This window comes from Paracidobacterium acidisoli, from assembly GCF_003428625.2.
Classification (GTDB): Bacteria; Acidobacteriota; Terriglobia; order Terriglobales; family Acidobacteriaceae; genus Paracidobacterium; species Paracidobacterium acidisoli.
Genome location: NZ_QVQT02000008.1, coordinates 162,878 through 187,541, shown reverse-complemented (window position 1 = coordinate 187,541; position 24,664 = coordinate 162,878). Strand labels below are relative to the sequence as shown.

The 24,664-nt window shown below is 62.2% G+C and carries 13 protein-coding genes; 8 read left to right on the top strand and 5 right to left on the bottom strand.

The genetic code is table 11. The features are described 5' to 3' along the window. The first annotated feature begins 30 nt into the window (after positions 1–30). Positions 31–3,057, top strand: a complete 3,027-nt coding sequence (locus D0Y96_RS19495; protein ID WP_117303413.1) for a TonB-dependent receptor — start codon at positions 31–33, stop codon at positions 3,055–3,057. Between the two features lie 83 nt (positions 3,058–3,140). Beyond that, entirely contained in the window at positions 3,141–6,344 is a 3,204-nt protein-coding gene (locus tag D0Y96_RS19490) for a WD40/YVTN/BNR-like repeat-containing protein (RefSeq protein WP_117303411.1), read from the top strand. Here D0Y96_RS19490 and D0Y96_RS19485 read toward each other — a convergent pair. Continuing rightward, positions 6,341–7,645 (bottom strand): RNA polymerase sigma factor, encoded by a 1,305-nt coding sequence (locus tag D0Y96_RS19485; RefSeq protein WP_117303409.1) that lies wholly within the window; start codon positions 7,643–7,645, stop codon positions 6,341–6,343. The genes D0Y96_RS19490 and D0Y96_RS19485 overlap by 4 nt on opposite strands. An 85-nt stretch (positions 7,646–7,730) precedes the next feature. Further along, positions 7,731–8,084, bottom strand: a complete 354-nt coding sequence (locus tag D0Y96_RS19480) for a YciI family protein (RefSeq protein WP_117303407.1) — start codon at positions 8,082–8,084, stop codon at positions 7,731–7,733. 337 nt (positions 8,085–8,421) lie between these two features. Here D0Y96_RS19480 and D0Y96_RS19475 point away from each other — a divergent pair, with 337 nt between their 5' ends. The 5 genes from D0Y96_RS19475 to D0Y96_RS19455 all read left to right on the top strand — a co-directional run bounded on the left by D0Y96_RS19475 (position 8,422) and on the right by D0Y96_RS19455 (position 15,739). Next, positions 8,422–8,820 (top strand): hypothetical protein, encoded by a 399-nt coding sequence (locus D0Y96_RS19475; protein ID WP_117303404.1) that lies wholly within the window; start codon positions 8,422–8,424, stop codon positions 8,818–8,820. Positions 8,821–8,954: 134 nt separating this feature from the next. Next, the gene (locus D0Y96_RS19470) at positions 8,955–10,205 is read left to right on the top strand and encodes an efflux RND transporter periplasmic adaptor subunit (RefSeq protein WP_117303402.1); all 1,251 of its coding nucleotides are present in this window, start codon (positions 8,955–8,957) and stop codon (positions 10,203–10,205) included. Then, positions 10,205–13,360, top strand: a complete 3,156-nt coding sequence (locus tag D0Y96_RS19465) for an efflux RND transporter permease subunit (RefSeq protein ID WP_117303399.1) — start codon at positions 10,205–10,207, stop codon at positions 13,358–13,360. The genes D0Y96_RS19470 and D0Y96_RS19465 overlap by 1 nt, the downstream gene beginning before the upstream one ends. Beyond that, a complete protein-coding gene (locus D0Y96_RS19460) occupies positions 13,360–14,805 on the top strand; it encodes a TolC family protein (protein ID WP_350449125.1) in 1,446 nt (481 codons plus the stop codon). Before D0Y96_RS19465 ends, D0Y96_RS19460 begins: the two co-directional genes overlap by 1 nt. A gap of 94 nt (positions 14,806–14,899) precedes the next feature. Next, the gene (locus tag D0Y96_RS19455; protein WP_147325152.1) at positions 14,900–15,739 is read left to right on the top strand and encodes a universal stress protein; all 840 of its coding nucleotides are present in this window, start codon (positions 14,900–14,902) and stop codon (positions 15,737–15,739) included. Between the two features lie 21 nt (positions 15,740–15,760). On the opposite strand, the gene D0Y96_RS19450 is transcribed toward D0Y96_RS19455, so the two are convergent. Further along, positions 15,761–17,782: an FG-GAP-like repeat-containing protein gene (locus D0Y96_RS19450; protein ID WP_158562507.1), complete on the bottom strand. Its 2,022-nt coding sequence runs from the start codon at positions 17,780–17,782 to the stop codon at positions 15,761–15,763. A 315-nt stretch (positions 17,783–18,097) separates the two neighbouring features. Between D0Y96_RS19450 and D0Y96_RS19445 the strand changes: the two genes are divergently transcribed. After that, entirely contained in the window at positions 18,098–19,297 is a 1,200-nt protein-coding gene (locus D0Y96_RS19445; protein WP_117303392.1) for a tetratricopeptide repeat protein, read from the top strand. A 72-nt stretch (positions 19,298–19,369) separates the two neighbouring features. Here D0Y96_RS19445 and D0Y96_RS19440 read toward each other — a convergent pair whose 3' ends face one another. Continuing rightward, positions 19,370–23,020, bottom strand: coding sequence for a tetratricopeptide repeat protein (locus D0Y96_RS19440; RefSeq protein WP_117303390.1), 3,651 nt, complete (start codon positions 23,018–23,020; stop codon positions 19,370–19,372). Positions 23,021–23,026: 6 nt separating this feature from the next. Then, entirely contained in the window at positions 23,027–24,505 is a 1,479-nt protein-coding gene (locus tag D0Y96_RS19435) for a toll/interleukin-1 receptor domain-containing protein (RefSeq protein ID WP_117303388.1), read from the bottom strand. Positions 24,506–24,664 lie beyond the last annotated feature (159 nt).

Here is a 24,664-nt window from a genome sequence, read left to right as displayed (position 1 = left end):
TTGCTTCGATTGTGGGACGGAAAAGGCCGGATGGGCAAGCCGATTCCGCGGCGGCATAAGTCTTTGCTGGTGATTCGGCAGGAAATCGACGATGCTGAACAGATGATTCGCCTCCTCCGCCTTCGGCAGGCACTCTTTCTCTGTTGCCTCGTACTCATTGCGGCGGAATTCGCTGCTGCGCAGACTCCCGATACGGCGAGCCTGCAGGGCGTGGTCACAGGACCCGATGGCGTGTCGATCGCAGATGTGACGGTGGTGATCGAGGACAGCAATCAGCATGAGGAGCGCGTGGTTCGCACGAGCGCTCAGGGCGCATTTGCCGCAGAGGGACTGCCGGCCGGAGAGCCCCTGGAGCTGCGGGCTGCCTCTGCGGGCTTTGCTCCGGCAGTGCTGAGACAGATCGTGCTCGTTGCCGGAGTCACAGCGCATGTGCAGCTGCACATGCAGATCGGCTCGGTGCAGACGGAGGTGCGCGTGACCGGCGCGGTCGATGCCGTGCGTGCCGATGAGCCGCAGATCGGCGACACGCTGACCACGGAGCAGATGCGCAGCATGCCGCTGCTGAACCGGCGGCTGACGTGGCTGCCGCTGCTGAATGCGGTGAACCGGCCCGCGATCAACCAGGGCGACATCTTCATGAACCAGGATCTCTTCACCGCGAACGGCACGGGGCGGCGGCAAACATGGTTCGAAGTGGATGGGGCCAGCGGCAACGATGCGTGGGGACGGCAGACCATCTTTACCAGCGTGCCCATTGACGCAGTGAGCGAGATGACGATTCTGGACAACGCCTTTGCGGCCGATTACGGCTTTGGCGAGGGCGCTGTCGTGAATATCGTGACGCGCCGCAGCGGCGATCATTATCATGGCGACCTTCTCGGCCTGTGGAGGCCGTCGGAGCCGGAGGCTGCGCTCTCCGGCTTCTCCACGACGAATGCGAGCAGCGGGAACGACATCACGCGCGATACGCTGGCGCAGGGCGCGGGCAGCGTGTCGGGTCCGCTGGCGCGGAACGGATACACTTCGCTTCTGGCCTCGGCGGAATACAGCTGGCAGAATCGCGCCTCTCCTGTGACCTCGCCGCTCGATATGGGCAACTTTATCGGCCACTACCGCGACTGGCTCGGCTTTCTGCGCGCCGATCACAGATTCAGCGAGCGGCACCGCGGCTTTCTGCACCTGGGAGCGGACAGCTTCTTCGATACCAATCCCAACGGCACGGTGGGTGGCAGCACACTGCCGAGCGTTGACCGCATCTTCCGCCGGCGCACGTGGACGGCGGAGCTGGGCGACACGGTTGTGCTGAACGACTCGTTGTCGAACGAAGCGCGAATGCAGTTTCAGCTTGCGTCGCCCATTACGCAGTTCTCGCCGGTGGTGAGCGGTACGCAGTTTGTGGTGCCCATCTCTTCAGGAGGCACCTTCACCTCGGGCACGTCGCAGTCGGCACTGCTGCTGAACCGGCAGCTCGAAGCGGTCGATACGCTCACGCGAACATGGAGCCGCAACGAGCTGCGTTCTGGCTTCGATGTGATCCATGCGCGCAACGGCGGCAACAGCAAGGAGTTCGGCGGCCCGATCTATGACGGCAAGCTGACATACTTTACCTGCACCGGCACAGCTTCGTACTGCGAAAGCTCCACGTATCTCGGCAACATTGCCAACGTGCAGAATTACACGCAGAGCTACGGCAACGCCGATTATGTTGTGGATGACACGCTGGCCGCGGTCTTTGTACAGGACGACGCGCACGTGACTCATGACTTCACGCTGAACCTGGGGCTGCGGTACGAGCTGCAGAGCTTCACCGATTCCCGCGCCGGCTTTGCGCCGCGCGCCGGTTTCGCCTGGAACGTTGCGGGGCGCGGCATGACGACAGTTCGCGGCGGCTTCGGCCTCTATTACTCGCAGGTGGTCGACAACTCCGAGGCTAACTATGCGCTGACCGGACCGACGGGCGTCTTTAACTACACGGCCGCGCCGGGACAGGCAGGCTTTCCATCGAGCGTCGCCGACGTGCCGCTGCCGGCTTTTCCGGCAGGCGCGACTGCGCCGCTGCGCAGTCTTTATCTGCGGCCGGGACAAGCGAAGTATTATGACCAGTTCTTTCCCACGAGCACACTCAATGGCTATCCCGATGCGCTGCGAAATCCCTACAACGAGCAGTGGACGCTGAGTGCGGAGCAGCAGCTGGCGCGGGCGTGGGTGCTGAGCGCCGATTACGTGGGAGCGCACACGCTGAAAATTGTGCGGCCGCTCGATGTCGACGCGCCTTCGTCTTTTGTGCGGAATGCCCCCGGCCGGGTGCGAAGCGCGCAGGCAGCGAACTGCACGCGGCCTTACTGGATTGCCTGGTATGCGCAGAGCGGGACGGCCTGCGATCCGGTGAAGAACGCCGGAGCGACGCCGCCGTACAGCTTGATTCAGAGCGACGTGAATGACGGCGTGGCCTACTACGACGCGCTCGATGTGAATGTGAGCCACCACGCGGCCAATGGCTCCGCGCTGCTGGCCAGCTATACGTGGTCGCATGCGCTGGATACGGTCGATCCCGATGTGCCCGGTCAGAATCCGAACGATCCGCGAATGACCGGAAGGGCCGAGCTGGGCAATGCGATCTTCGATCAGCGGCACCGCTTTGTTCTGAGCGGTGTTTATGCCGCGCCGTTCGGCGTCACCACGGGAGGCATTGCTACGCTGGCGAGCGGCCTGCCTTATAACGTAGTCACCGGCGTGACGAACAGCGGCGATACCGGCGCAACGACAGATCGGCCGGTGATGCACGGCTCGGTGATCGGGCGCAACACCGGCCTGGGCACCGCTGTTTACAGCGTCGATCCTTTTGTGGGCAAACGCATTGCACTGGGCACGGAGCGCGTGCACGCAAACCTGCGCGCCGAGGCCTTCAATGTGCTGAATCATCGCAACGTGGTCGGCTTCAGCGGCACCTGGGGCAATGGCGCCGCTGCTGGCCTGGGCTTCGGAGCTCCGCTGGCCGGTGTGACCAATCAGCTACTCGCGCGCGAGCTGCAGTTCTCCGCGCAGATCGAATTCTGAAGCTCGCATACCGAAAGAGTGCGATTACAATTTGCTGTGCCCGACGCGCCCCCTCCGGCGGCGGCCTGAAAGGGAAAGCAACGATGGAACAACGCTCCGCTTCGCGTCTTCTGATCTTCGCGGCGGCTGCCGCGGCGATGCTTCTGCCGATCTCTGCGTGTCCTGCCTCGGCGCAGACCACGGGCTCGATGCCCGATATGCACTGGCGCATGATCGGGCCGTTTCGCGGAGGCCGCACGCGAGCCGCGGCGGGCGTACCCGATCAGCCGAATGTCTTTTATATCGGACAGGTCGATGGCGGCGTATGGAAGTCGACCGATTACGGGCGCACCTGGAATCCAATCTTCGATCAGCAGGACACGCAGTCGATCGGAGCCATCGCTGTGGCTCCGTCGGACAGCAGCGTTGTGTATGTGGCGAGCGGCGAAGGGCTTCACCGCCCGGATCTCTCTGTCGGCGACGGCATTTACCGCTCGAGTGACGCAGGCAAAACATGGACGCACCTGGGACTGCGCGACGGCGAGCAGATACCGGCGCTGGCCGTCGATCCGCAGAATCCGGACCGTCTGTTTGCCGCAGTGCTCGGTCATCCTTACGGCGCGAATGCGGAGCGCGGCATCTTTCGCTCAGAGGATGGCGGTAAAACATGGAAGAAGGTTCTGTATAAGGACGATCGTACCGGCGGCTCCGATGTGGTGATCGATCCGCAGAACCCGCAGATCGTATACGCATCGCTGTGGGAGGAGACGCTCGGCCCCTGGGAGGATGCGAACAGCTATGCGGGCACGCATGGCGGCCTCTTCAAATCCACCGACGGAGGCGCGACATGGAAACCGCTGACGAGCGGCCTTCCTGACAATCCTGTGCAGATCAATGTCGCGATTGCGGCGAGCCATCCGCAGCGGCTCTACGCAACCGTTGCCACCAAAGCGGAGGGTGGATACGCGAGCGACAAGGGCCTGGGCGTGTACCGGTCAGACGATGCGGGAGCCACCTGGCAACGGATTACCGACGATCCGCGCCCGGCGATGAAGATCGGCGGCGGCGATCTGCCGGTGCCTGTCGTCGATCCGAAGAATCCGGAGATCGTCTACAGCACGAGCATCGTGACCTGCCGCTCGACAGACGGCGGCAAAACCTGGATCAGCCTGCGCGGCGCGCCGGGCGGCGACGATTATCAGAACCTCTGGATCAATCCGCACAATCCGCAGATTCTGCTGCTGGTGAGCGATCAGGGCGCGGTGGTGAGCGTGAACGGCGGCGAGAGCTGGAGCTCCTGGTATGTGGAGCCGACTGCGCAGCTGTATCACGTGGCCGCGACGAACACGTTTCCGTATCAGGTCTGCGCGGGACAGCAGGAGAGCGGCTCGGTCTGCACCTCGACGCGCGGCAACGACGGCGAGATCACCTTCCGCGACTGGCACCCGGTGGGCATTATTGAATACGGCTACGCGGCGCCCGATCCGCTGCATCCGGAGATCGTGTACGGCGCGGGGCGCACCGAGGTTTCGCGCTATGACATGGTGACCGGCCAGGTGCAGAACATTACGCCGCTGCCCATGCACCGGCGTGACTTCCGCGCCGACCGCACAGAGCCGATTCTGTTTTCACCGGTCGATCCGCACACGATGTACTACGCGGCCAACCATCTCTTCAAAACCACCGACTATGGTCACACATGGCAGACGATCAGCCCCGATCTGAGCCGCGAGAAGACCACGCAGCCCGCTTCCCTGCCCGCGCTCTCCACCGAGCAACAGGCACAGCGGCGCGGCGTGATCTACTCCGTTGCCGCATCGTACAAAAATACGCAGACGATCTGGGCCGGAACCGATGACGGCCTTGTATGGATCACGCGCGACGGCGGCGCAAACTGGACCAGCATTACTCCGCCGGGCGTTTCCGACTGGAGCAAGATCGCGCAGATCGATGCCTCGCGCTTCGATGACGACACGGCCTATGTCGCGGTGAGCCGCATGCGGGTCGACGATCTTCGTCCTTATATCTATCGCACGCACGACGGCGGCAAAAGCTGGCAGACGATCGGCGCCGGGCTGCCGGAGGATGCTCCGGTCAACGCGGTTCGCGCCGATCCGGTGCAGCCGGGGCTGCTGTACGCGGCTACTGAGCACGCAGTGTGGGCATCTTTCGACGATGGAGCGCACTGGCAGCCGCTCCAGTACAACCTGCCGCACACGTCGATGCGCGACCTGCTGGTGAAGGACGATGATCTGATTGTGGCCACGCATGGTCGCTCCTTCTGGGTGCTGGACGATGTGAGTCCGCTGCGTGAGCTGGCCGCGGATGCGGGCCGGCAGGCCGCGCTGCTGCTTTCGCCTGCGCCGGCGTGGCGCGTACAACGCGACACCAACACCGATACGCCTCTGCCTGCCGATGAGCCTGCGGGCGAGAATCCTCCGGATGGAGCGATCCTTGATTACGATCTGCCGGGCGATGCGCATGAAGTTGCGCTGGAGATGCTCGACGGCACGGGCCAGGTGCTGCGCCGCTACAGCAGCAGCGATCCCGTCGCTCCTTCGCCGGAAGGGTTGCGCACGAATCTGATTCCGGCTTACTGGCCCGCTGTGCATGGACCGCTGCCGATCACTGCGGGAATGCACCGCGTAGTGTGGGACCTGCACGCGACGGCTCCGACTGCGGTGCATTACGAATATCCGATCGCGGCGGTGCCGCATCGCACGCCGCTGACGCCGGAGGGTCCTCTGGTGCTGCCGGGGACGTATACGATTCGCCTGACGGTCGATGGTCACAGCGAATCAAAGCCGCTGCTGGTGAAGATGGACCCGCGCGTACACACTTCGGTTGTCGATCTGGAAGCGCTGCATACGGAGCAGACCGCGATGGCGGCCTCCCTCGATGCGCTGGCAAAGGCCGATCTCGCGGCGCACTCGGTCAGCGAGCAGATTGCCGCTCCGCAGAATGCTGCACTCTCGACGCAGCTTGCGCCCTTCAGCGACACGCTGAAGACGCTGCTGGATGGAACCGGACCGAAGGCAGCGAAGCGGCTGCCGGGCATCGATGAGGTGACGCAGGAGGCGACGCAGCTTTATGAGGAGCTGCAGCAGGCCGATGCTGCTCCCACAGAGGCGCTGAAGGCGGCCGCTGCGCATGTGGAGATGGAAGGCAAAGAGGTGTTGCCGGGCTGGGAGGAGTTTGAGCAGAAGCAGCTGCCGGCGCTGAATACGGTGCTTCGCAATGCGCACCACACCGCTGTCGATCCTGCGAAGCAGCCGGAGAATATTCCGGAAGAGGGCGACGAGGGCTAAAGCGCGGCACGGCGCTTTTCAAGAAACTGCCGCACGGCGGGATCGGATTCGAGGCCAATGGCGATCTCATAAGCGCGCAGAGACTCGTCGCGCATGCCGGCGCGAGAGAGCAGATCGGCACGAGCGGCCCACCAGGGCTGATACTCGGCGAGGCGTGGATCGGCTGCGGAATCGGGCAGCGCATCGAGTCCGCTCTGCGGCCCTTTCAGCTCGGCGATGGCCAGAGCGCGGTTGATGGCGACGACCGGCGATGCGGTGAGCGACAGCAGCGCATCGTAAAGCTGCACCACCTCGAACCAGTTCGACTGTCCGCTCCGGCAGCGCGCAACATGCGCGGACTGGATGGCGGCCTCAAGCTGATAACGGCCGATTGCCCCGAGGCATCCGGCACGGCGCAGCAGCGCTTCGGCTTCGCCGATCTTTTCTGCGTCCCACAATGCATAGTTCTGTGCGCTGAGTGGAATGTACTCGCCATACTGGTTACGGCGGCCGCGGCGGCGCGCCTCCGCATGCAGCATGAGAGCAAGCAGACCAAGCGCCTCCGGCTCATCAGGCAACATTTCGACAACGAGACGGGCGAGGAAGAGTGACTCGGCGGTGAGATCGCGGCGCGTTGCATCGCTTCCGTCGGCATCGCTCCAGCCCTCGCCGAAGGCGGCGTAGATCGCGTCGAGCACGGTGTCGAGACGCCCCGCGAGCTCTTCGCGCTCAGGAATGCGGAAGGGGACGCCGGCTTCGCGAATCTTGCTCTTCGCGCGCACCAGGCGCTTGCCCATCGCCGCGGGCGAGGTGAGAAAGGCCGAGGCGATGGTGGCCGCATCGAGGCCCAGGATCGCCTGCAGAATCAATGGCGCGCGAATACTCTCTTCGATAGCCGGATGCGCACAGGCAAACATCAGCGCCAGCCGGCGGTCCGGGATCTCCGCGTTCTCCCGCTCGGCGCCGAGAACGTCGGCGATCTGCTGCAGATCGATTTCTTCATCGACGATGCCGCTGCTCTGCCGCTTTCGCACGACATCCATCCACCTGCGGCGCGCCACGGTGAGCAGCCATGCCTCCGGATTTGCGGGACAGCCATGCAGCGGCCAGTCTGCGAGTGCTGCGGCAAAGGCTTCGGAGAGCGCGTCTTCAGCGGCGGCGACGTTATGCGTGCGCGCGGCGAGAAAGGCGACAAGACGGCCATAGCTGCGCCGCGCTACCGCGTCGGCTACACTGCGTGCCTGCTCATCGCCTTCCGCTTTCTGCGGCTGACCGGCCGGCTCTTCGCGGCTGCGGTCATTCTCTGTGCTGCGCTGCTGCACGGATGAACCTCACTCGTGTTCCTGCTCAGATAAGGATGAAGCCTCCGGCAGCATTGCGCAGCACAGAAGGGTCGGCCATGACGAATCAGCCCTGCATGGCCCAGACCGGACGCACTTCCACTGTGCCGTGGCCTGCGCCCGGACAGCGCGAGGCCCACGAGAGCGCCGCATCGAGATCGGGCACATCGATCAGAAAGTATCCGCCGAGCTGTTCCTTCGAATCGGCGAAGGGGCCGTCGAGCACCTGCGATTTGCCGTTCGTGACGCGCACCGTGGTTGCGGTGGCAACCGGCTGCAGACGGTTCGAGCCCTTCAGAGCACCGGCCGTCGTAAGCGCCTGCGTATACGCCATGTAGGCCGCGAAGCCCTGCTCCTGCTGTTCCTTCGTCAGCTTCGGCCAGTCACTCTCGTTCACATAGACCATCAGAAGATATTGCATGCCAGACCATCCTCGTTATGAATTTGCGGCGGGCGCAAAGGCCCGACACCACGATGACGCGCGGGAGATGAAGATTTGGACAACTTCACGCTACATTTTTCAGATTCACCGGTCGAGGCTCTGCAGGCCGGGATGCGAAGATTAAAAAGTATCCTCGCAGACGAGCCGTAAGGCGAGGATTTACCGGTATTTATGCGGACATTCATCGGGATATGAATATGCGCCGCACAATATTTTGCTCACCATTGTCCCCTGCGCGCCATCCAAACTCACAGGGTATACTGAGGAGCGTCGGAGTGTGCCCTCAGTCTCCGCCGGACGACAGGATTCAGTCAGCTTGAAATTCACATGCACAGGACGAGCGCGATACTTCTGGTTTACTCTCGCATTCCTGTGGCTGGGCATCGCTGTATTCGCCTGGGGACTTGAATACAAGCTGTCGCTGTACGATCCGCCGCAGTCGATCACGCGCAAGATGCCGGAAGCCAAGCTCCTGTCCAAAAATGAGCATGCTACGGTAACGGAACACGCGGCGGTCTCTGAGAACGATCTGCGCGCATCGTCGACGGATTTTCACTGGTCGGTCTTCACGGTCTTTCTTGTCTTCCTGCTGCTGGCCGCCGATTATGCGGCTACCTCGCAGGACCGAGCGCCGGAAACGGAGAGTCCGTGGAAGCTGCGTCAAACCGCGGCTTTGAATGCCTTTTTCTTTCGACCTCCTCCCGCACTTTCCTGATTCTCCCTTTCATTACAGATTGAATCCGGCCTGACTTTCATTGCCGGCTGTCTCATGGCGCGTTCTCTGCCGGAGAACCCATTCGCCATGCAGGCACCGTCGGCCTGAAATCCATGAACAGGTGCATTCAGGTTATGCGAAAGCCTATCGCCTTGATTTTCGCCGCGGGACTGGCTCCGGCCATTCTGTGCGGCGTGACTGCCTGCAACTCCGGCGCCTCCGGCTCCCAGGCAAGCGCTGCGGAGATTCCGTCGGCCACGGTCGCTCCGGCGACACGCGGAACGATCACACATACGCTGAACCTGGCGGGACAGTTTCAGCCGTACCAGGTGGTCGACGTACATGCAAAGGTGTCGGGATATATCCGGCACATCTATGTCGATATCGGCGACAAGGTTCGCCAGGGACAGGTGCTTGCGGTTCTGGAGGTGCCGGAGCTGAGCGCGCAGCTGAAGGGCACCGTCGCGGAGCTGGCACGCAGCCGCGATGAGATCACACGCGCCGAACATGAGCTGGCCCGCACCGAGTCGGAACACAGCGCCGTGCATGCGGACTACCGGAGGTTGAAGCAGGCGGCAGCGGCGCAGCCTGGTCTGATCGCGGAGCAGGAGCTGGACGATGCGCAGTCAAAGGATCTCTCCGCGGAGGCACAGGTCGACGCGGCCAAAGCGTCGCTTGCCGCGGCACAGCAGCAGGCCGATGTGGACAGCGCCAATCATGAGCGCGTCGGCGCGCTGATGGGCTATACCCAGGTCACGTCTCCGCTCAACGGCGTCATCATCTGGCGCTATGCCGATACGGGCGCGCTGATTCAGGCCGGGACCGCGTCGGATGTGCAGTCGCTGCCGGTGGTGAAGCTTTCGCAGAGCGATCTGCTGCGTCTGCGTCTTCCGGTTCCTGAAGATGCGGTGCAGTACATCCACGAAGGCGCGGTGGTGCAGGTGCGCGTGGACGCGGTGAATCGCTCGTTTGTGGGCAGGGTAGTTCGCTTCACACGCGATGTGAGTCTCGCCACGCGAACGATGGAGACGGAGATCGATGTGGAGAACAGGGATCTGTCGCTGACTCCGGGCATGTATGCGAACACGAAGATCGAGCTGGAGCGCCGGCAGAACGTTCTCACCGTTCCGGTGATGGCGGTGGTCCGCAACGGCAATCAGGCTTCGGTGCTGGTGGTGGATGCGCGGAACCATGTCGAGCTGCGCACGATTGCGACCGGGCTGCAGGGTTCGAACCTGGTGGAGGTGAAGAGCGGCCTGGCCGAAGGCGATCGCGTGATCACGGGCGGACAGGCGAATTATCAGCCCGGCGAGACGGTGCGGCCGGTGGTGCGGCAGCTGCCGACGTTTGACGTAAACGCGGAGCAGTCCGGAGGCGGGGAGTAATGCCCAGATTCGCGTTACGTTATCCCTACTTCATCATCATGATGTGCCTGGTGATCGCCGTGGTCGGCATTACCAGCATCGCCGGTATGCCGGTCGATCTGTTTCCGACGATCGATATACCCGTGGTCGTCGTGGCCACCTTTTACTCCGGAATGCCGCCGCAGCAGATCGAAGCGGACATTACCGATACCTTCGAGCGCTTCTTTACGCTGGCCAATAACGTCGATCACATCGAGTCGCGCTCGCTGACGGGCGTGAGCCTGGTCAAGATTTACTTCAAGCCGGGCACCGATCCGAATGCGGCGCAGAGCAACATTGCCAACCTGGCAATGGCCGATCTGCGGCGACTGCCACCAGGGACGCTGCCGCCTGTCGTGCTGGGCATGGATGCATCGAGCCAGCCGGTGTGCCTGGTGACGCTGAAGGGCAAGGGGCTGAATGAGACCGAGCTGAAGGACCTGGCGCAGTTCCAGGTGCGCAACCAGATTGCGAATGTTCCAGGCGCCTCGGTGCCGCAGCCGTTCGGCGGGCGCTACCGGCAGATCATGGTGTACGTCGATCCGCTGAAGCTGGAAGCGCACAACATGAGCCTGATGGATGTGGTGCACGCGGTGAACGATTCGAACCTGATTCTGCCCGCGGGCGACGTGCGCATCGGCTCGAAGGATTACAACATTTACGCCAACAGCCAGGTGCCGACGCCGGAACAGATCAACGATCTGCCGCTGAAGTCGGTGGGCAACGCGTCGGTGCTGGTGGGCGATGTGGGGCACGCCGAAGATTCCGGCACGCTGCAGACGAATATCGTACGCATCGACGGGCAGCGGTCGGTCTACATTCCGGTACTGAAGCAGGGCGGCGACAGCAACACCATCACCATCGTGAACGGAATGAAGACCGCCATCCGGCATCTGGTCGATATTCCCGCTTCGTTGAAGACCGCGGTCGTCTTCGATCAGTCGCTCTTCGTGAAGGCAGCGGTCAAAAATCTGCTCAAAGAAGCCGGCATCGGACTGGTGCTGACCGGCATCATGATCCTGGTCTTCCTCGGGAGTCCGCGCGCCACCTTCGCGGTGCTGCTGTCGATTCCGCTCTCGGCACTGTTGTGCATGCTGCTGATGCACGCGAAGGGAGGGTCGATCAACACCATGCTGCTCGGCGGGCTGGCGCTGGCCTTCTCGCGGCTGATCGACGATTCCGTCGTCGTGCTCGAAAACATCTTCCGGTACATGGAGATGGGCGAAGCGCCGTATGCCGCTGCGGAAAAAGGCGGCATGGAAGTGTCGCTGGCCGTTCTGGCGGCGACGTCCACCACTTCCATCGTCTTCTTCCCTGTTACCTTCTTTTCCGGAGTCAGCAAATACATCTTCACCGATCTGGCTTTGGGCGTGGTGCTCTCGATCTTCGCGTCGTACATCTTCGCGATGACGGTCGTGCCGCTCTACTGCGCGAAGTTCATTCGCCTCTCGCATCATGAAGCTCCAGGCGAGGCGAAGCCGCCATCTCTCTTTCGTCGATTCGAGACGAAGTTCAACGAGTCGTTCCAACGGCTGCTGGATTACTACGAGTATCAGGTCATGCGCACGCTGCGGCGACCGGGTGTGACGACGGCGGTGATTATCGGCGGCATGGCGGTGATCCTGATCGGCCTGTTCCCCTTTCTCGGCAGATCGTATTTTCCGCGCACCGATCCGGGGCAGTTCGTCATCAACGTGCGGTGTCCGAGCGGCACGCGCATCGAGCTGAGCAACCAGTACATTGCGCAGGTCGAAAAGGAGATTCGCGATACCGTCTCTCCTCACGATCTCGGCATGATCGTGTCGAATATCGGCATTACTCCCGATCTTTCGTCGATTTACACCAGCAACTCGACGATGGACACGGCCTTTGTTCAGGTGAGCCTGAAAGAGGATCACACCATCGGAAGCTATGCCTATATGAACCGGGTGCGGCGCAGGCTGGCGAGGGATATGCCCGAGCTGACGACGTACTTCCAGGCGGGCGGTCTCGTCGATTCCGTGATCAACCAGGGACTTCCGGCTCCGGTCGATATTCAGATCAGCGGCAATGACCTTAACCAGTCCTTCGCGATGGCGCAGCAGATTGCGGCGCAGGTGAGAAAGCTACACGATGTGAGCGATGTGCTGATTCCGCAGAACCTGCGCTATCCGGGCCTCGAGCTGAATATCGACCGCGAGCGCGCCAGCCTGATCGGGCTTTCTCCCAAAGAGGTGGTCGATAACGTGATCACGGCGATGACCTCGAACGGCATGATCGCGCCGAGCTACTGGATCGATCCGAAGACGGGCAACAACTACATGCTGACGGTGCAGTATTCGGACCAGAAGATCGCCGATATGACGATGGACGACTTCCGGCAGATTCCTCTGCGCGCGAGCAACGAGCAGAACTACACGCCGCTGCAGTCGGTCGCCAATATTCAGGAGATCAATACGCCGACGGAGATCGACCACTATCAGATTCGCCGCGTGATCGACATCTACGTCATGCCGTCGACGGAGACGCTGGTGAACATAAACCGCGAGGTAAACAAAATCATCGGCGGCATCACCACGCCGAGGAACGTTCGCATCACGGTTCGGGGCGCGGTGGTGAGCATGAATCAGTCGTTCAACCGGTTTGCGATCGGCCTGCTGCTCTCGATCGCACTGGTTTATCTGATTCTGATGGCGCAGTTCACCTCGTTCGTCGATCCGTTCATCATTCTGATGGCGATTCCACCGGGCCTTGTGGGCGTGGTGGTGATTCTGCTGGCAACGCACAGCACGCTGAACATCATGTCGCTGATGGGCGTGATCATGATGACCGGTATCGTTGTCTCGAACAGCATTCTGATTGTGGAGTTCGCCGGAACCCTGCATGAAAAGGGCAGGCCGCTGCTCGAAGCGGTGGTGCAGTCGTGCAGGATTCGACTGCGCCCGATTCTGATGACCTCGCTCGCCACGCTGCTCGGCATGATTCCGATGGCGCTGGGTATCGAAGCGGGCAGCGAGCAGTATGCGCCGCTGGCGCGCGCCATTATCGGCGGCCTCGCGGTTTCCGTGGTGGTCACCGTATTCCTGGTTCCTGCCGTGTATCTGCTGATTCACGGCAGAGGCAAAACAACCATGGCCGTTGCCGAGGAGAAAGCATAGTGAGCACAGAAACGATGACGAGGCTGCTTTCCGCCGCCTGCCTGTGCCTGCTGGCCTCGGCCGCGGGCGCTGCATCCGCACAGAAGCAGATGACGGTCCCGGCGCTGCCCGATGCTCCACCGGCCCGGCTCATCTCCCGCGCCGATATGCCGCAGGCTGACGCAGCCATGCACGCCGCGCCGGATACGGCAGCGGCTTCCGCACAGGATGCCGGAGCGCTTCCACGGCTGACGCGGACGCAGGCGGAGCAGATGGCCGTGAAGAACAACCCCAGGATAAGCGCGAGCCATCTGCTGGCGCTGGCGCAGCACCAGGTAGTTCGCGAAACCAGAGCCGCGGAGCTGCCGGCCTTTACCGGCAGCATTACGGCGATGGATGCGGAGGACGCCAGCCGCATCTCCGCCGGATCGCTGACGGCCTCGCGCCTCTTCGAGCACGCTGGCGCAGGCGGAGGCTTTACACAGCTGCTGACGGACTTTGGCAGAACGAGAAATCTTGTGGCCTCTTCAAAGCTGCAGGAGAAGGCGCAGAATGCCGGCGCGCTGGCGACGATCGAAGACATTGTGCTGGCGACCGATCAGGCCTTCTACGATGCGCTCGAGGCCCAGGCGCTGCTGCAGGTGGCGCAGCAGAACGTGACCACGCGGCAGACGACCGACGACCAGGTAGGCCAGATGACGAAGAACAAGCTGAAGTCGACGCTCGACCTGAGCTTTGCCGACGTCAATCTGTCGCAGGCGAAGCTGCTGCTGCTGGATGCGCAGAACAATGCCGACTCGACGATGGCGGCGCTCGATGACGTGCTGGGACTGGACAAGCTGGTGAAGTATGAGCTGGTGGAGCAGCATGCGGATGCTCCGGCTCCGCCACCGGACGTGGAGCTGCTGATTCAGACCGGTCTGCAGCAGAGGCCCGATCTGCAGGCGCTGCAGTACAACCAGCAGGCGGCGGTGAAGTACAGCCACGCGGAGCGCGACCAGATGCTCCCGAGCATCAGCGCCGCAGGCACAGCGGGCAGCGTGCCCATCCGTCCGGCTGCGTACTACAACGAAAACTGGTGGGGCGGCATCGGCGTGAATATGACCATCCCACTCTTCAATGGATTTCTCTACTCATCGCAGGCAAAGGAGGCGAGCCTGCGCGCGCAGGCCGAGGGAGAGCAGGGGCGGGCTCTTCGCGACCGCATCGTGCGCGATGTGCGCACCTCGTGGCTTGCCGCCAACACCGCGTTTCAGCGAGTGGCAGTAACGGCCGATCTGCTGCAGGAGGCCAACCTGGCGCTTACCCTGGCGCAGACCCGCTACCGGCTTGGACTAAGCTCGATTGTCGAGCTGAGCCAGGCACAGTATCAGCAGACCGATGCCGCTATTCGCCATACCAACGCCTCGTACCAGTACAGACTGGCTCTGGCGGCGCTGAACTATCAGACCGGAGCCACTCCGTAACAGAGCGACTGCGCAGGTCCACGCTTTAGATTTCTCAGGAGGAGCTGGATTGCACGATATCGGCGAGAGACCGGAACCGAATCTGAAAACCGTTGTGTACGCGACCGATTTCTCGGTAAGCTCGCGGCTGGCCGGGACGTATGCCATGTACCTTGCCGCGTGGTTCTCGGCCAGACTGCTGGCCGCGCATGCCTTCACGCTGTCGGAGCCCGCGATGGAAGCCGAAGCCGAAGGCGCTTCTGCAAGCAGGCAGCGAAAAGACCTGCAGACGTTGCTGTCGGAGCAGGCAGCGGTGCTGACATCGACATCGGTCAAGCCGGTCCCGGTGCTTGTGGAAGGCGACCCGAAGGAAGAGATTCCCAGACTGGCTGAGGAGAACGCGCCTTCGCTGATTGTGCTGGGCACGCATGGCGGCGGACGGGTGGAGCGGAAAATCATCGGATCGGTCGCCGAAGCGATTCTGCGCGCGACGCGCCGGCCGGCTCTGATCGTGGGGCCGAAGGTGCAGACGGCGGTGTTTCCCTTCCGGCGTGTTCTTTATGCCGCCGAAGTCACGCCTGCTTCCATTCATGCGGCAGCCTTTGCCGCTGTCTTCGCGGAGGAGTTCGGCGCTGAAATCAATGTGCTCCACGTCCTTCGTCCGGAAGATGTTCGCCATCCGGAACATCTCTCTGAGCTTATCCAGCGCTGCTATGGACCGCTTCGAGATCTGGAGCCGCAGCGGGCACAGGAGTTCTGCGATGCGCGCGCATTTGTGGAGACGGGAAGCGCGCAGCAACAGATTATGAAACATATCCGCGAGCGTTCCATCGATCTGCTGGTGCTGGGCGCTGCCACCTCTGCGCACTTCAGCCTCGGGATGCATACGTCGGCGGTATTTCAGATGATCGTGGATGCTCCCTGCCCGGTGCTGACCGTTACGCTGCGGACGTAACCGGCCTGTACCGGGCAGAAGCTACCGGCCTGAGATATCGGCGCGATGCGAGCCCTGCTTCATTCTGTTGATGAAGACAAAGGTGCCGTACGGTCCCGACGTTTCGATGTCAGGCAGGCCGTCGCCGTTCATGTCCTTCAGCTCGATGTGCGCGCCGACTCCGGAGAAGTTGTGAATCATCTCCGGCACGAAGCGCGCTCCACCGGGCGCATGCGGATCGCGAACGGTTTTGTAGATATACAGCACGGGCTGGCCCCAGGGATCGGGATCGTGCCAGCTGTCGAGGTGCGAGAACGACCGCTTGCCCGTCACGATATCCGGAATGCCGTCGCCATCCATGTCGGCGAAGCCGATGGCGTGCAGCTCTGTGAAGGTTACGCCCCCGGCATTTTTATCGAGCCAGTTGTTCATGATCCAGTGGCGCACGAAGGTGATGTTTCCGGCCGCATCGCGCTTCTGCTCAAACCATGCCAGGCCGAAGCCGTGCCCCTGCTGCGCCGTCACCACATCGTTCAGTCCGTCTCCGTTGACGTCGTAAACGCCGAGCGTCGAGCCGCCTGGGCCGCCCTGCGAGATGCCGAAATTCGTAAAGGCAAAGGGATGGTACTTCCAGTAGCCCTGGGTTCCGGGCGGCGGCTGCTCCCACCATCCAAAGGGTGAGATGATGTCTTTCCGCCCGTCGCCATTGATGTCGCCCGCGCCCAGACCATGGACGAGAAAGTCGCCCCACGGTCCCTTCGGCGCAATCCTTGTGATGATCCACTTGCCGGTCGGGTCCTTCGGATCGGGCATGGAGTAGCCGAGGCCGTAGTCGGGGCCGCCGTGGAGGATCTCCACTTTGCCGTCGCCGAAGAGGTCCACCAACTCGGTGTCTTCGTTGGCGAGCAGATCGAGAACCTTGTACTTATCCCAGTGGCGCGACTGGCCTTTGGGATTTACGTAGAGCCAGCCGGTGATGTATCCGGCATTGCCGGTGAACTGGATGATGTCGTCCCATCCGTCACCGGTGAAGTCGTGCGCGAAGGCGACGGTGGAAAGCTGCGGATAATCGGCGGTGGGGTTGTAGGCCACGGGCGTGTAGTACTCCTGCGCCTTTGTGAAATCGGGGCCGAAGTAGATCCAGGGTCCGGCGGCAATGTCGGGATGGCCATCGTGATTGAAATCGCCGACGGCCGGCGACCAGGAGTAGAACAGGCCGTCCAGACGGTGCATCTCGAAATCGGACGAGAGATATTCCGCAGGGCGCTCGCGCTTCAGCAGATCCTTCCACGCGACACCGGAAAACTGCGCGGGCTTTGTGCCTCCGGCATAGAGCGCAATCCGACCATAGGTTCCGAGATCGGCCGGAACGATCACATCGGTGAGCGCGCCGGTGCCGTCGACGCCGCCATTCACCGACGGATTGAAGGCATCCTGAAAGAGAAAGATATTCAGCGAATTCCAGGCGCCGGGAAGGTAATCGCCGGTGGGCCGGTTGAGGGGCTGCATATCAGCGGTCTGCGGCGTCATGGCGCGCAGCGAAGGAAGGACGGTGTTGCGAATCTTCTGGAGCGCGTCAATCTCAGGAGGGGTATTTGCATGCGGACTGGACAGACCGCCGAAGCTGGCTCCGGAAGGAAGCTTCACCCGCGAGACGTCGCGGCCCTGGGCATCGACGGTGAGCGCGTAGACGCCGCGGTCGCTGTCGCTCAGCGCGACGTACAGGCCCTTCATTCCGCCGTCGGCCGTCTTCTCCGCACGCAGCAGAACACCGGCTTTGCAGTCTCCGGCGCAGCGGATTCTCGTGTAGAAGCCGATATTCGACAGCGACCGGCCGAGCACGAGCCAGCCGCCCTCCGGCGTCTTCGGCTGCGCGGTCACGACACCATCGCGCGCGGTCCACGCGGCGTGGCCGAGGGGCGTCCAGCCGGTGAGCGACGAGCCGGAGATGCCGCCGTCGGCCGGAAAGGCGGGCAGCTCGGTCTGGCTCCATGCAGCCGGCACATGGAGAGCGGCGAGTACGGCAAGCGAGGCGACCCACTGGATCGATCGGGTGATTTTCATCTTTTCCCGTTCCTTCCTCATTGCGCTATACGAACAATTCTTTGCGCTTTAATCAACGGCGTCCCAAATGTAATGACTGCCGCGGCGGCAAGTCAAGCCGTTCCGGCGGCTGCGAAAAGAGACCGGTGCCGATCCGTCTTTCGCGGTTATGCCGGGGCTTTTCCGCGATGGGCGAGATGCCTCTTGCCAAAGGCCGGGAAATCAGGGAATCTGATGGCACCGGTCTCCCCCTCGGCGTGGTCCCATCGGGCGCTCCAGATGAACACACATTTCAGACGATCTCTTTCCCGCAGCCGCGCTGTCTTTGCAGGCGTTATGGTCTTCGCGACTCTGTGTTCCGGTACCGCGATGGGAGCCGACACTCGTCCACCGGACAGCCTTTGGCGCACGTATTTTGAAGCCGCCATCGATACGATCGAGGCCAGCCAGGATGCCTCCGAGGCGGCGACCAAGCTGAGCCTCGATCAGAATGCCGTCGTGCTGCTGCAGTCGGCGCTGGACGTCGCCAACCGGATCGACCCCGACGGACCGCGGCCGCGCATTACGAACTGGCTCATCTATATCACCTACTATGAGCTGAACCGGGGGGAAGAGGCAGAAAAGCTCATCGCCAACAGCAAAGCAGTCGCGCTGAAACTGTACAAGGCCGACCTGATGCCGGTTGCGAAGAAGCTGGATCAGCTGGGCAATACTTACCTGAACCATGACACAGACACCAAAAACTACAACACGCTCAACGAAAACTTTGCCGCCTATAAGTGCTATCAGGCCGAAGTCGGCATTCTGATGAATACCTATGGAGAGTCGGATGTGCAGCTCGCGACGCCGACGTCCTCGATGGCGATTGCCGAGATGCGGCTCGGGACCGGTTATATGGCAGAGGCCGCCGATCAGCCAAAAGACAAGGAAGCGGATCGCAAGTCAAACGAGAAGAGCGCCGACTTGTATCTGACCGATGCCATCCAGCAATACAAAAACGCTCTGGCCATGTGGGCCGAGAGCAGCCGGCAAAATGAAGTGCTCAGAGTGAACAGTCAGCGGTACATGGTCTCCCGGTTCGAGCTGCCTGCTGCGGCCAGCCGCGATCCTGGCGCCACTGCCGGCGGCGGCGGAATCGAAGGCCCGAACAATATCACGAGCCTGCTGAGCGATACGGAGGTCGATCTCGGCGACCTTTACGTGGCGACAGATCAGAAAGACAAGGCGCAGAAGCAGTATCAGGAGGCCGCCGAGGTCCTGAGCTCCGTGCTGACCACCTACCAGGCCGACTGGCCGAACCATCCCAACATTGCCTTTGCGCAGAACCGGCTGGGGCTGATCTATCTCAAGGAAAATCGTTATCCCGACGCGGAGAAAGAGTTCCGGGTGGCGCTGCAGGCCACGGAACAGAGCGTGGGGAAATCGGCCGCGAACACGAAAACACTCGCGCAGAACCTTGGCTATACCCTGAGACTGGAGCATCGGGAGGCCGAGGCAAAGGTCATTGACGATCAGTACGGCGTGAAATCCAACTAGAGACGCGAACCCTTTTCGACGGAGCTGTTCCGGTGAAACGCACAGGCTGCACCAGGCGCGTACCTGCGCCGCTCAGTGCGCCTGTTGCGGACTGCCCTGCGTCTGCTGCTGATTGCTTTGCGCCTGCTGGCTGCTGCCGAGACGCTCCAGCTCCCTGTTCGCCCACTGCACCATGACCGGATTCTTCGTGGATGCTGCGGTGTTGCGCCAGAAGCGCGCCGCTTCGTCGACGGATGCGCGCTCCGTCAGGAAATCGGTGATGGTTCTGGCGGTGAGCTCGGTCTGGAACTGAACGTCTTTATTTTTCTGATCGGGAAGATCGGCGGCGGCGTGCAGCGCCTGCAGATACTGAGCCAGAGCTTCGTCCTGCCGGTCGAGAAGCGCGAGCGCGTTGCCGGCAGTCAGATAGCCCGCGATCAGATGTATATCCGCCATCTGCTTCCGGTCGGGCATAGCGGCCTCAATCGCCTGGCGGTCTTCATAGTACGCTCCTTCCTCGGGCGCAATGCTCAGCAGCCGATTGATCGTGTCCAGCGCCTCCTCTTCATGGTGAAGGTGATGCTCGATGGTCGCCACATCGGATTGCGCTCCCGGGGCAAACGGGTAGAGTTTCACGCGATCCCGGGCAAGCTTTAACGCTTTCTGAAGACTGGCATCGTCGCCCTTGCTGTACAGATAGCCGACATAACTCTGGAGAACGGTCACGTCGGAGGGGTTGTCTGCAAGCGCCGCCTGGAAGTGGCGTTCCTTCGCCGCGTCATCGGTTTCATTGATGGCCAGAAAGTATTCGGCAGCGGCATTGTGCGGGTCGAGGGTAAGAATCTCGTTGCAGTCTCTCCGCAGTGAGGAAAAATCCTTCGCCGAGTTCTCCACTCTGACTCTCGATACCAGAAGCTGCGCCAGCTTATCGTGCCGAAGCAGAGGCATCGGCTCGGTCTTTTTCTCCTTCGCTATGGCTGCGTCAAGAAGACTTCTCTCCGCAGCGAGCTTCATCACATCGGTGCTGTCGCCATTCACCGATTCCAGCTCCTGGGCCTTCATCTGCAGCATGTTCACATCATCGGGGCTGCCGGCTTCTTCGGTGTGCGACGGTTTCAGACCGCCCAGACGCGCCCGCACCCACTCCCGCAGCCCCCGGTAGCGCGGGTCGTGGTGCTGCGCATCTTCGGACTGAAAGTGCAGATACTGCTCAGTCGACCAGCGGCGGAAGCGGAGATCTCCACCGGAGACGTCGCCGAGGCGCTTCCAGATATCCCCAAAAAATGCGGAGATTCCATAGTCGGGAAAATGCCTTGTCTCCATCCAGGCCCAGTCGAGGACGGCCTCGTAGGCATAATGCGGCTGTCCGAAGGCGGCGGCTTTACGGTCGGCCTCAGCAAGATCGGCCGTATAGCGCGCATCGCCGCTCATGGCGTCGATGGCGGCGAGCTCGTAATAGAGCGCAACCAGAAAGGCCGGTCCAGGCGGCTGGATGAGCTTATGACCGGTCGCCTCCTGGATATCGGGGGAAACCTCGCTCTCGAACCGCGATTCATCTTCGGTGGGGCTGTAATGTTCAATGGCCTTCAGTGTGTTCTGTCTGGCCGCCGAGTAATCGCGCAGCATGGCCTCATCGATGGCCATGTTCTGCAGCACGTCGGGCGAGCGCGGGTCCTGAGCCATATAGCGCTTCAGATCGGCCATTGACTTTTCGGGCTGGTCGACGAGGAGATATTCATAGCCGCGATTTGCGAGCGCCAATGTATCGTCGGGCTGAATCTCCAGTATCCGGCTGAGCTGTTCAATCGATCCCTGGTGATCGCCTGTTTCCGACAGCGCTATCTGTTTCTCCTGGAGGGCCAGGATGCCGTAGAGATTCGAAGACTGACCCACGAGATCATCGGCCAGAACTTCGACGCTCTGCTGATCGCTGATGAGCTTGCCGCGCGAGGCCAGCACCTCCTCGTGCAGCTCCCCTGCGGAAAGCTGCGCGTCCTTCTTCTCCTCTTCGGCGGCAGCCCGCTGGTTATCGGCTTCGACCTCTGCCTGCTCCGCGGCGGTGCGCTGACGATCGGCCTCTGCTTTCTGTACGGCCAGCGCCACCGCTCTCTGCTGCGCCGTCTCGAGCGCCGAATCGGCTCGGTCCTTTTCCTTTTGCAGAGCGGTCTTCTGGCTGGTCAGAATTTTGCCTTCATGAATGGAGACGGCACCCAGGAACGCCGCCACCAGAAAGGCGAGCAGCACGACCGCGGCAAAGACCTGGAGACGGCGCAGCTCCTTTACCCGCCTGCGCTCTTTTTCGAGCGCTTCGGCCTGCTGCGCCTTCGCGCTGTCATCGAGAAAGCGCATGGCCTGCTCGAAGTTGCCGCGGTAGCGCCGGGCCCAGGCGGCGCTGGGCAGTTCACGATCGCGCCACGCGAGCGCAACGCCAAGCTCCGGCTCAGTGAGAAATCCCGCCCTTCCCTGCGCATGGTAGGCAGCCGTTTCGGCGAGGCGCTGCCAGGTCTCGGCAGAGGTCGATTCTTCCTGCACCCACTCCCGAAGACGCTGCCATCCACGAATCAGGCTTTCGTGCGAGATGTCGACCAGCGACTGCTCCTCGAGCGGAACATCGGAGGGCGGCATCAGAAACGAGCGGCCTGGGCGGCGGAAGCACTCGACCGTAGCGAGCACCTCGCCGAGGCTGGCGTGGGTGCGCTCCATGATCTCGATGATGCGCGTGGGACGGCGGACTTCGCGGTTGTCTCCACCCTTCTCGGTCAGCGACTGGAAGAGCCGTTTTGCGATGAGCCGGTGGCGGTCGTCGGGCAGCTCCGCCCAGGCTTCGTCCGCATGCCGCGAAAGCGCCTCGGCCATGCCGCCGATCGCTTCGTAGTGGCGCAGATCGAGCGGCTCGCCCTCCTGATGATCCTGCTCCCAGTAATCCCAGGTGCGCATCAGCGCGTGCTGCATGATGGGCAACTGGTCGGGATTGTCGCCCATATCGTTCAGCAGGCGATTGACCAGACGGGGCGCGATCTCCGCTCCGCCGACCGCGACCGGGCCGCAGATCGCTTCCTTCCGCTGCTCGCGGTTCATGCGCGGAATCAGGTACATCGCATCGTTGACCGCTTCCGCCAGGTTAAGAAAGCGGGCGCAGTCTCCGATGAAGTCCGAGCGCATGGTGATGATGATGTAGATCGGAACCGTAGTCTGGCTGGTCGCTTCAAGCAGCAGCTTGACGAAGGCGGCGGCATCGTTCTCCCGCCGCGCGCTTTCGGCGGCGCCGGCAAAGCGGAAGAGCTCCTCGAACTGGTCGACGATCACCAGAATGTTTTCGCGCGGAGGCAGATGCGCCAGCCGGATGGCATCGATCAGCCCCAGGCCGCTTGACCGGAGCGTGCTTTCGATCAGCGCCGTGTCGAGCGAGTCGTCCGAGCCCTTCTCCGGAGCGAGGACTCCTTTGCATCCCAGCGCGCGCGACAGATTGCCGATGGGATCGTCGCCGGGGCGGAAGATCACATGCCGCCAGCGGGAGCCGACCTGCACCATCATGCCGCCATAGAGGGCGGGCAGCACGCCCGCGCGGATCAGCGACGACTTGCCGCTTCCGGAGACGCCGATGACGGCCAGGAAGCGGTGCATGCGCAGACGCTGCAGCACCTCGTCGCTCTGGCCGTCGCGGCCAAAGAACAACGCTGTCTCGTCAAACTCGAAGTGACGCAGTCCTGGAAACGGATTGGAGCGGGGCGGATTCTGCGACATGTTCCGTTATTCCGGTTTGCGGCGAAGCTGCTCCAGAAAAGGCTGGAGGGCGTCGCCCGAGAATTCGTGAAAATTGCGCACCAGGAGAGCTTCACGCGTCTGTAAGCGGCGCTTTTGGTCCGTCTCCGGCGCCGCGATGTAAATGCAGCGCGACAGCACCGGTTCGACTCGGGCGTCCAGCACTTTGCGGAAGTCGTTGAGCTTGGCGCGAAGCCAGAACTCTCCCGCGGTTCCGTAAAAGATGATCGAGGCATCGCAAAGCCGCAGGTTCTCGACATGGTCTTCGCGTGTCTGCTTTTCGTCGGGTCCGGCGAGAGAGCAGATCACTTCGTATCCCTGATTGAAGAGATAGTCTTCGAGCGGCGCCACCAGCCCCTGCTCAAGATCCTGCTGATCGGCGATGATGTAGATCCGCAGCGGGCCGCGCCGGACCGGCGGCTTCACCACCGGCGGAGTCACCGCTTTCCGCTGAAAGACATCCTCAACCAGCGACTTCAGATCCTCGAGCCGGGTCTTCAGCACATCCGTCTTCTTCTGCGCGTCGGAATCGTTCTCCAGATGATTGATGAGCGCCTGCTGCCGCGCGTCGCCGGTCTTCAGATCCATCGGCATCCACAGCACGCGGCGAAAGCCTTCGATCTCGCAGCGCTCGGCGGCGAGGTCGGCCTGCAGCTCGGTGAGGGACTGCGTCTCGCCCTCCGGGACGATGCCGTAGCGCTCTCCGACCAGGTGGATCGACAGACTGCACTTCGAGAGAGACTCGCGCACCTGATCTCGGAAGTTTGCCCCGTCCTGGGCCAGCGGGCGGTCGGGCAGAACGGCATAGCCGCGATGGATCAGGTCGCGCTTCACCTCTTCGCGGGCCGCGCGCAGGTCGGAGGTCGTCTCGGCGAGATAGATCGTGCCCAGGGGCTCGGCCTGGCGCACGCCGCTGAGGCTGCGGAGAAACTCGGCCAGATCGTAGGCCACCCGGTTCAGCTCGTCGGCGTATTTGTAGCGCCACTTCTCGCCAAACTCCCGGTTGTATTCGTAGGCTGTCTTGCCGTCCAGCTCGTAAAACTCATACCCGGTCACGGCCTGCATCTCGGGCGGCTGAATCCGGCCTTCGACGGGCGTCTTGACCACCTTGAAAAGCCGCTTGAGGACGGGCACCGGCAGCGTGGTATCTTCGTTGGCCGAAGCGAGAAAGGCGTCAAACTCGGCCCGGCACCACTCGGAGTGAAAATACAGCGGGGAGATGACCGAGATCAGAACCGCGGTGCGCGGCAGCTGCGACTTGATTTTGTCGGCAAAGGGGTCGTTGCCTTTAATCTCGTGTTCATCGCGCCAGATCTTGGCCTCCGCACCGAGCCACTGCGCCAGACGGCTGCGCAGATCGCGATGGAAGTGCGTGACCCAGCCCTTTTCGCCCTCGATGACCGGCTCATCGTCCTTCCAGGCGTAGCTGATGAACACATCGTCGTCGAACTGCCGAAGAAAAGCCATGAAATCCCCTGAAGGCCTGTCTTTCGTCACGGGGTCGCACAGGGGGAGAAACACGACCTATGGGAAAGAGAACGACTGCCTGCCGCTGAACAACGTTGCAGAGAGTGCGCGAGCAAAATTACCGGCGCGCAGGATACTCTCTTTGACCGTCAACATATC

Bases quoted from the DNA above. Each gene is read 5' to 3' on its own strand.
- D0Y96_RS19495 (WP_117303413.1), top strand. From the start codon at position 31: ATGGGCAAGCCGATTCCGCGGCGGCATAAGTCTTTGCTGGTGATTCGG.
- D0Y96_RS19490 (WP_117303411.1), top strand. From the start codon at position 3,141: ATGGAACAACGCTCCGCTTCGCGTCTTCTGATCTTCGCGGCGGCTGCC.
- D0Y96_RS19480 (WP_117303407.1), bottom strand. From the start codon at position 8,084: ATGCAATATCTTCTGATGGTCTATGTGAACGAGAGTGACTGGCCGAAG.
- D0Y96_RS19470 (WP_117303402.1), top strand. From the start codon at position 8,955: ATGCGAAAGCCTATCGCCTTGATTTTCGCCGCGGGACTGGCTCCGGCC.
- D0Y96_RS19465 (WP_117303399.1), top strand. From the start codon at position 10,205: ATGCCCAGATTCGCGTTACGTTATCCCTACTTCATCATCATGATGTGC.
- D0Y96_RS19450 (WP_158562507.1), bottom strand. From the start codon at position 17,782: ATGAAAATCACCCGATCGATCCAGTGGGTCGCCTCGCTTGCCGTACTC.
- D0Y96_RS19445 (WP_117303392.1), top strand. From the start codon at position 18,098: ATGGTCTTCGCGACTCTGTGTTCCGGTACCGCGATGGGAGCCGACACT.
- D0Y96_RS19440 (WP_117303390.1), bottom strand. From the start codon at position 23,020: ATGTCGCAGAATCCGCCCCGCTCCAATCCGTTTCCAGGACTGCGTCAC.
- D0Y96_RS19435 (WP_117303388.1), bottom strand. From the start codon at position 24,505: ATGGCTTTTCTTCGGCAGTTCGACGACGATGTGTTCATCAGCTACGCC.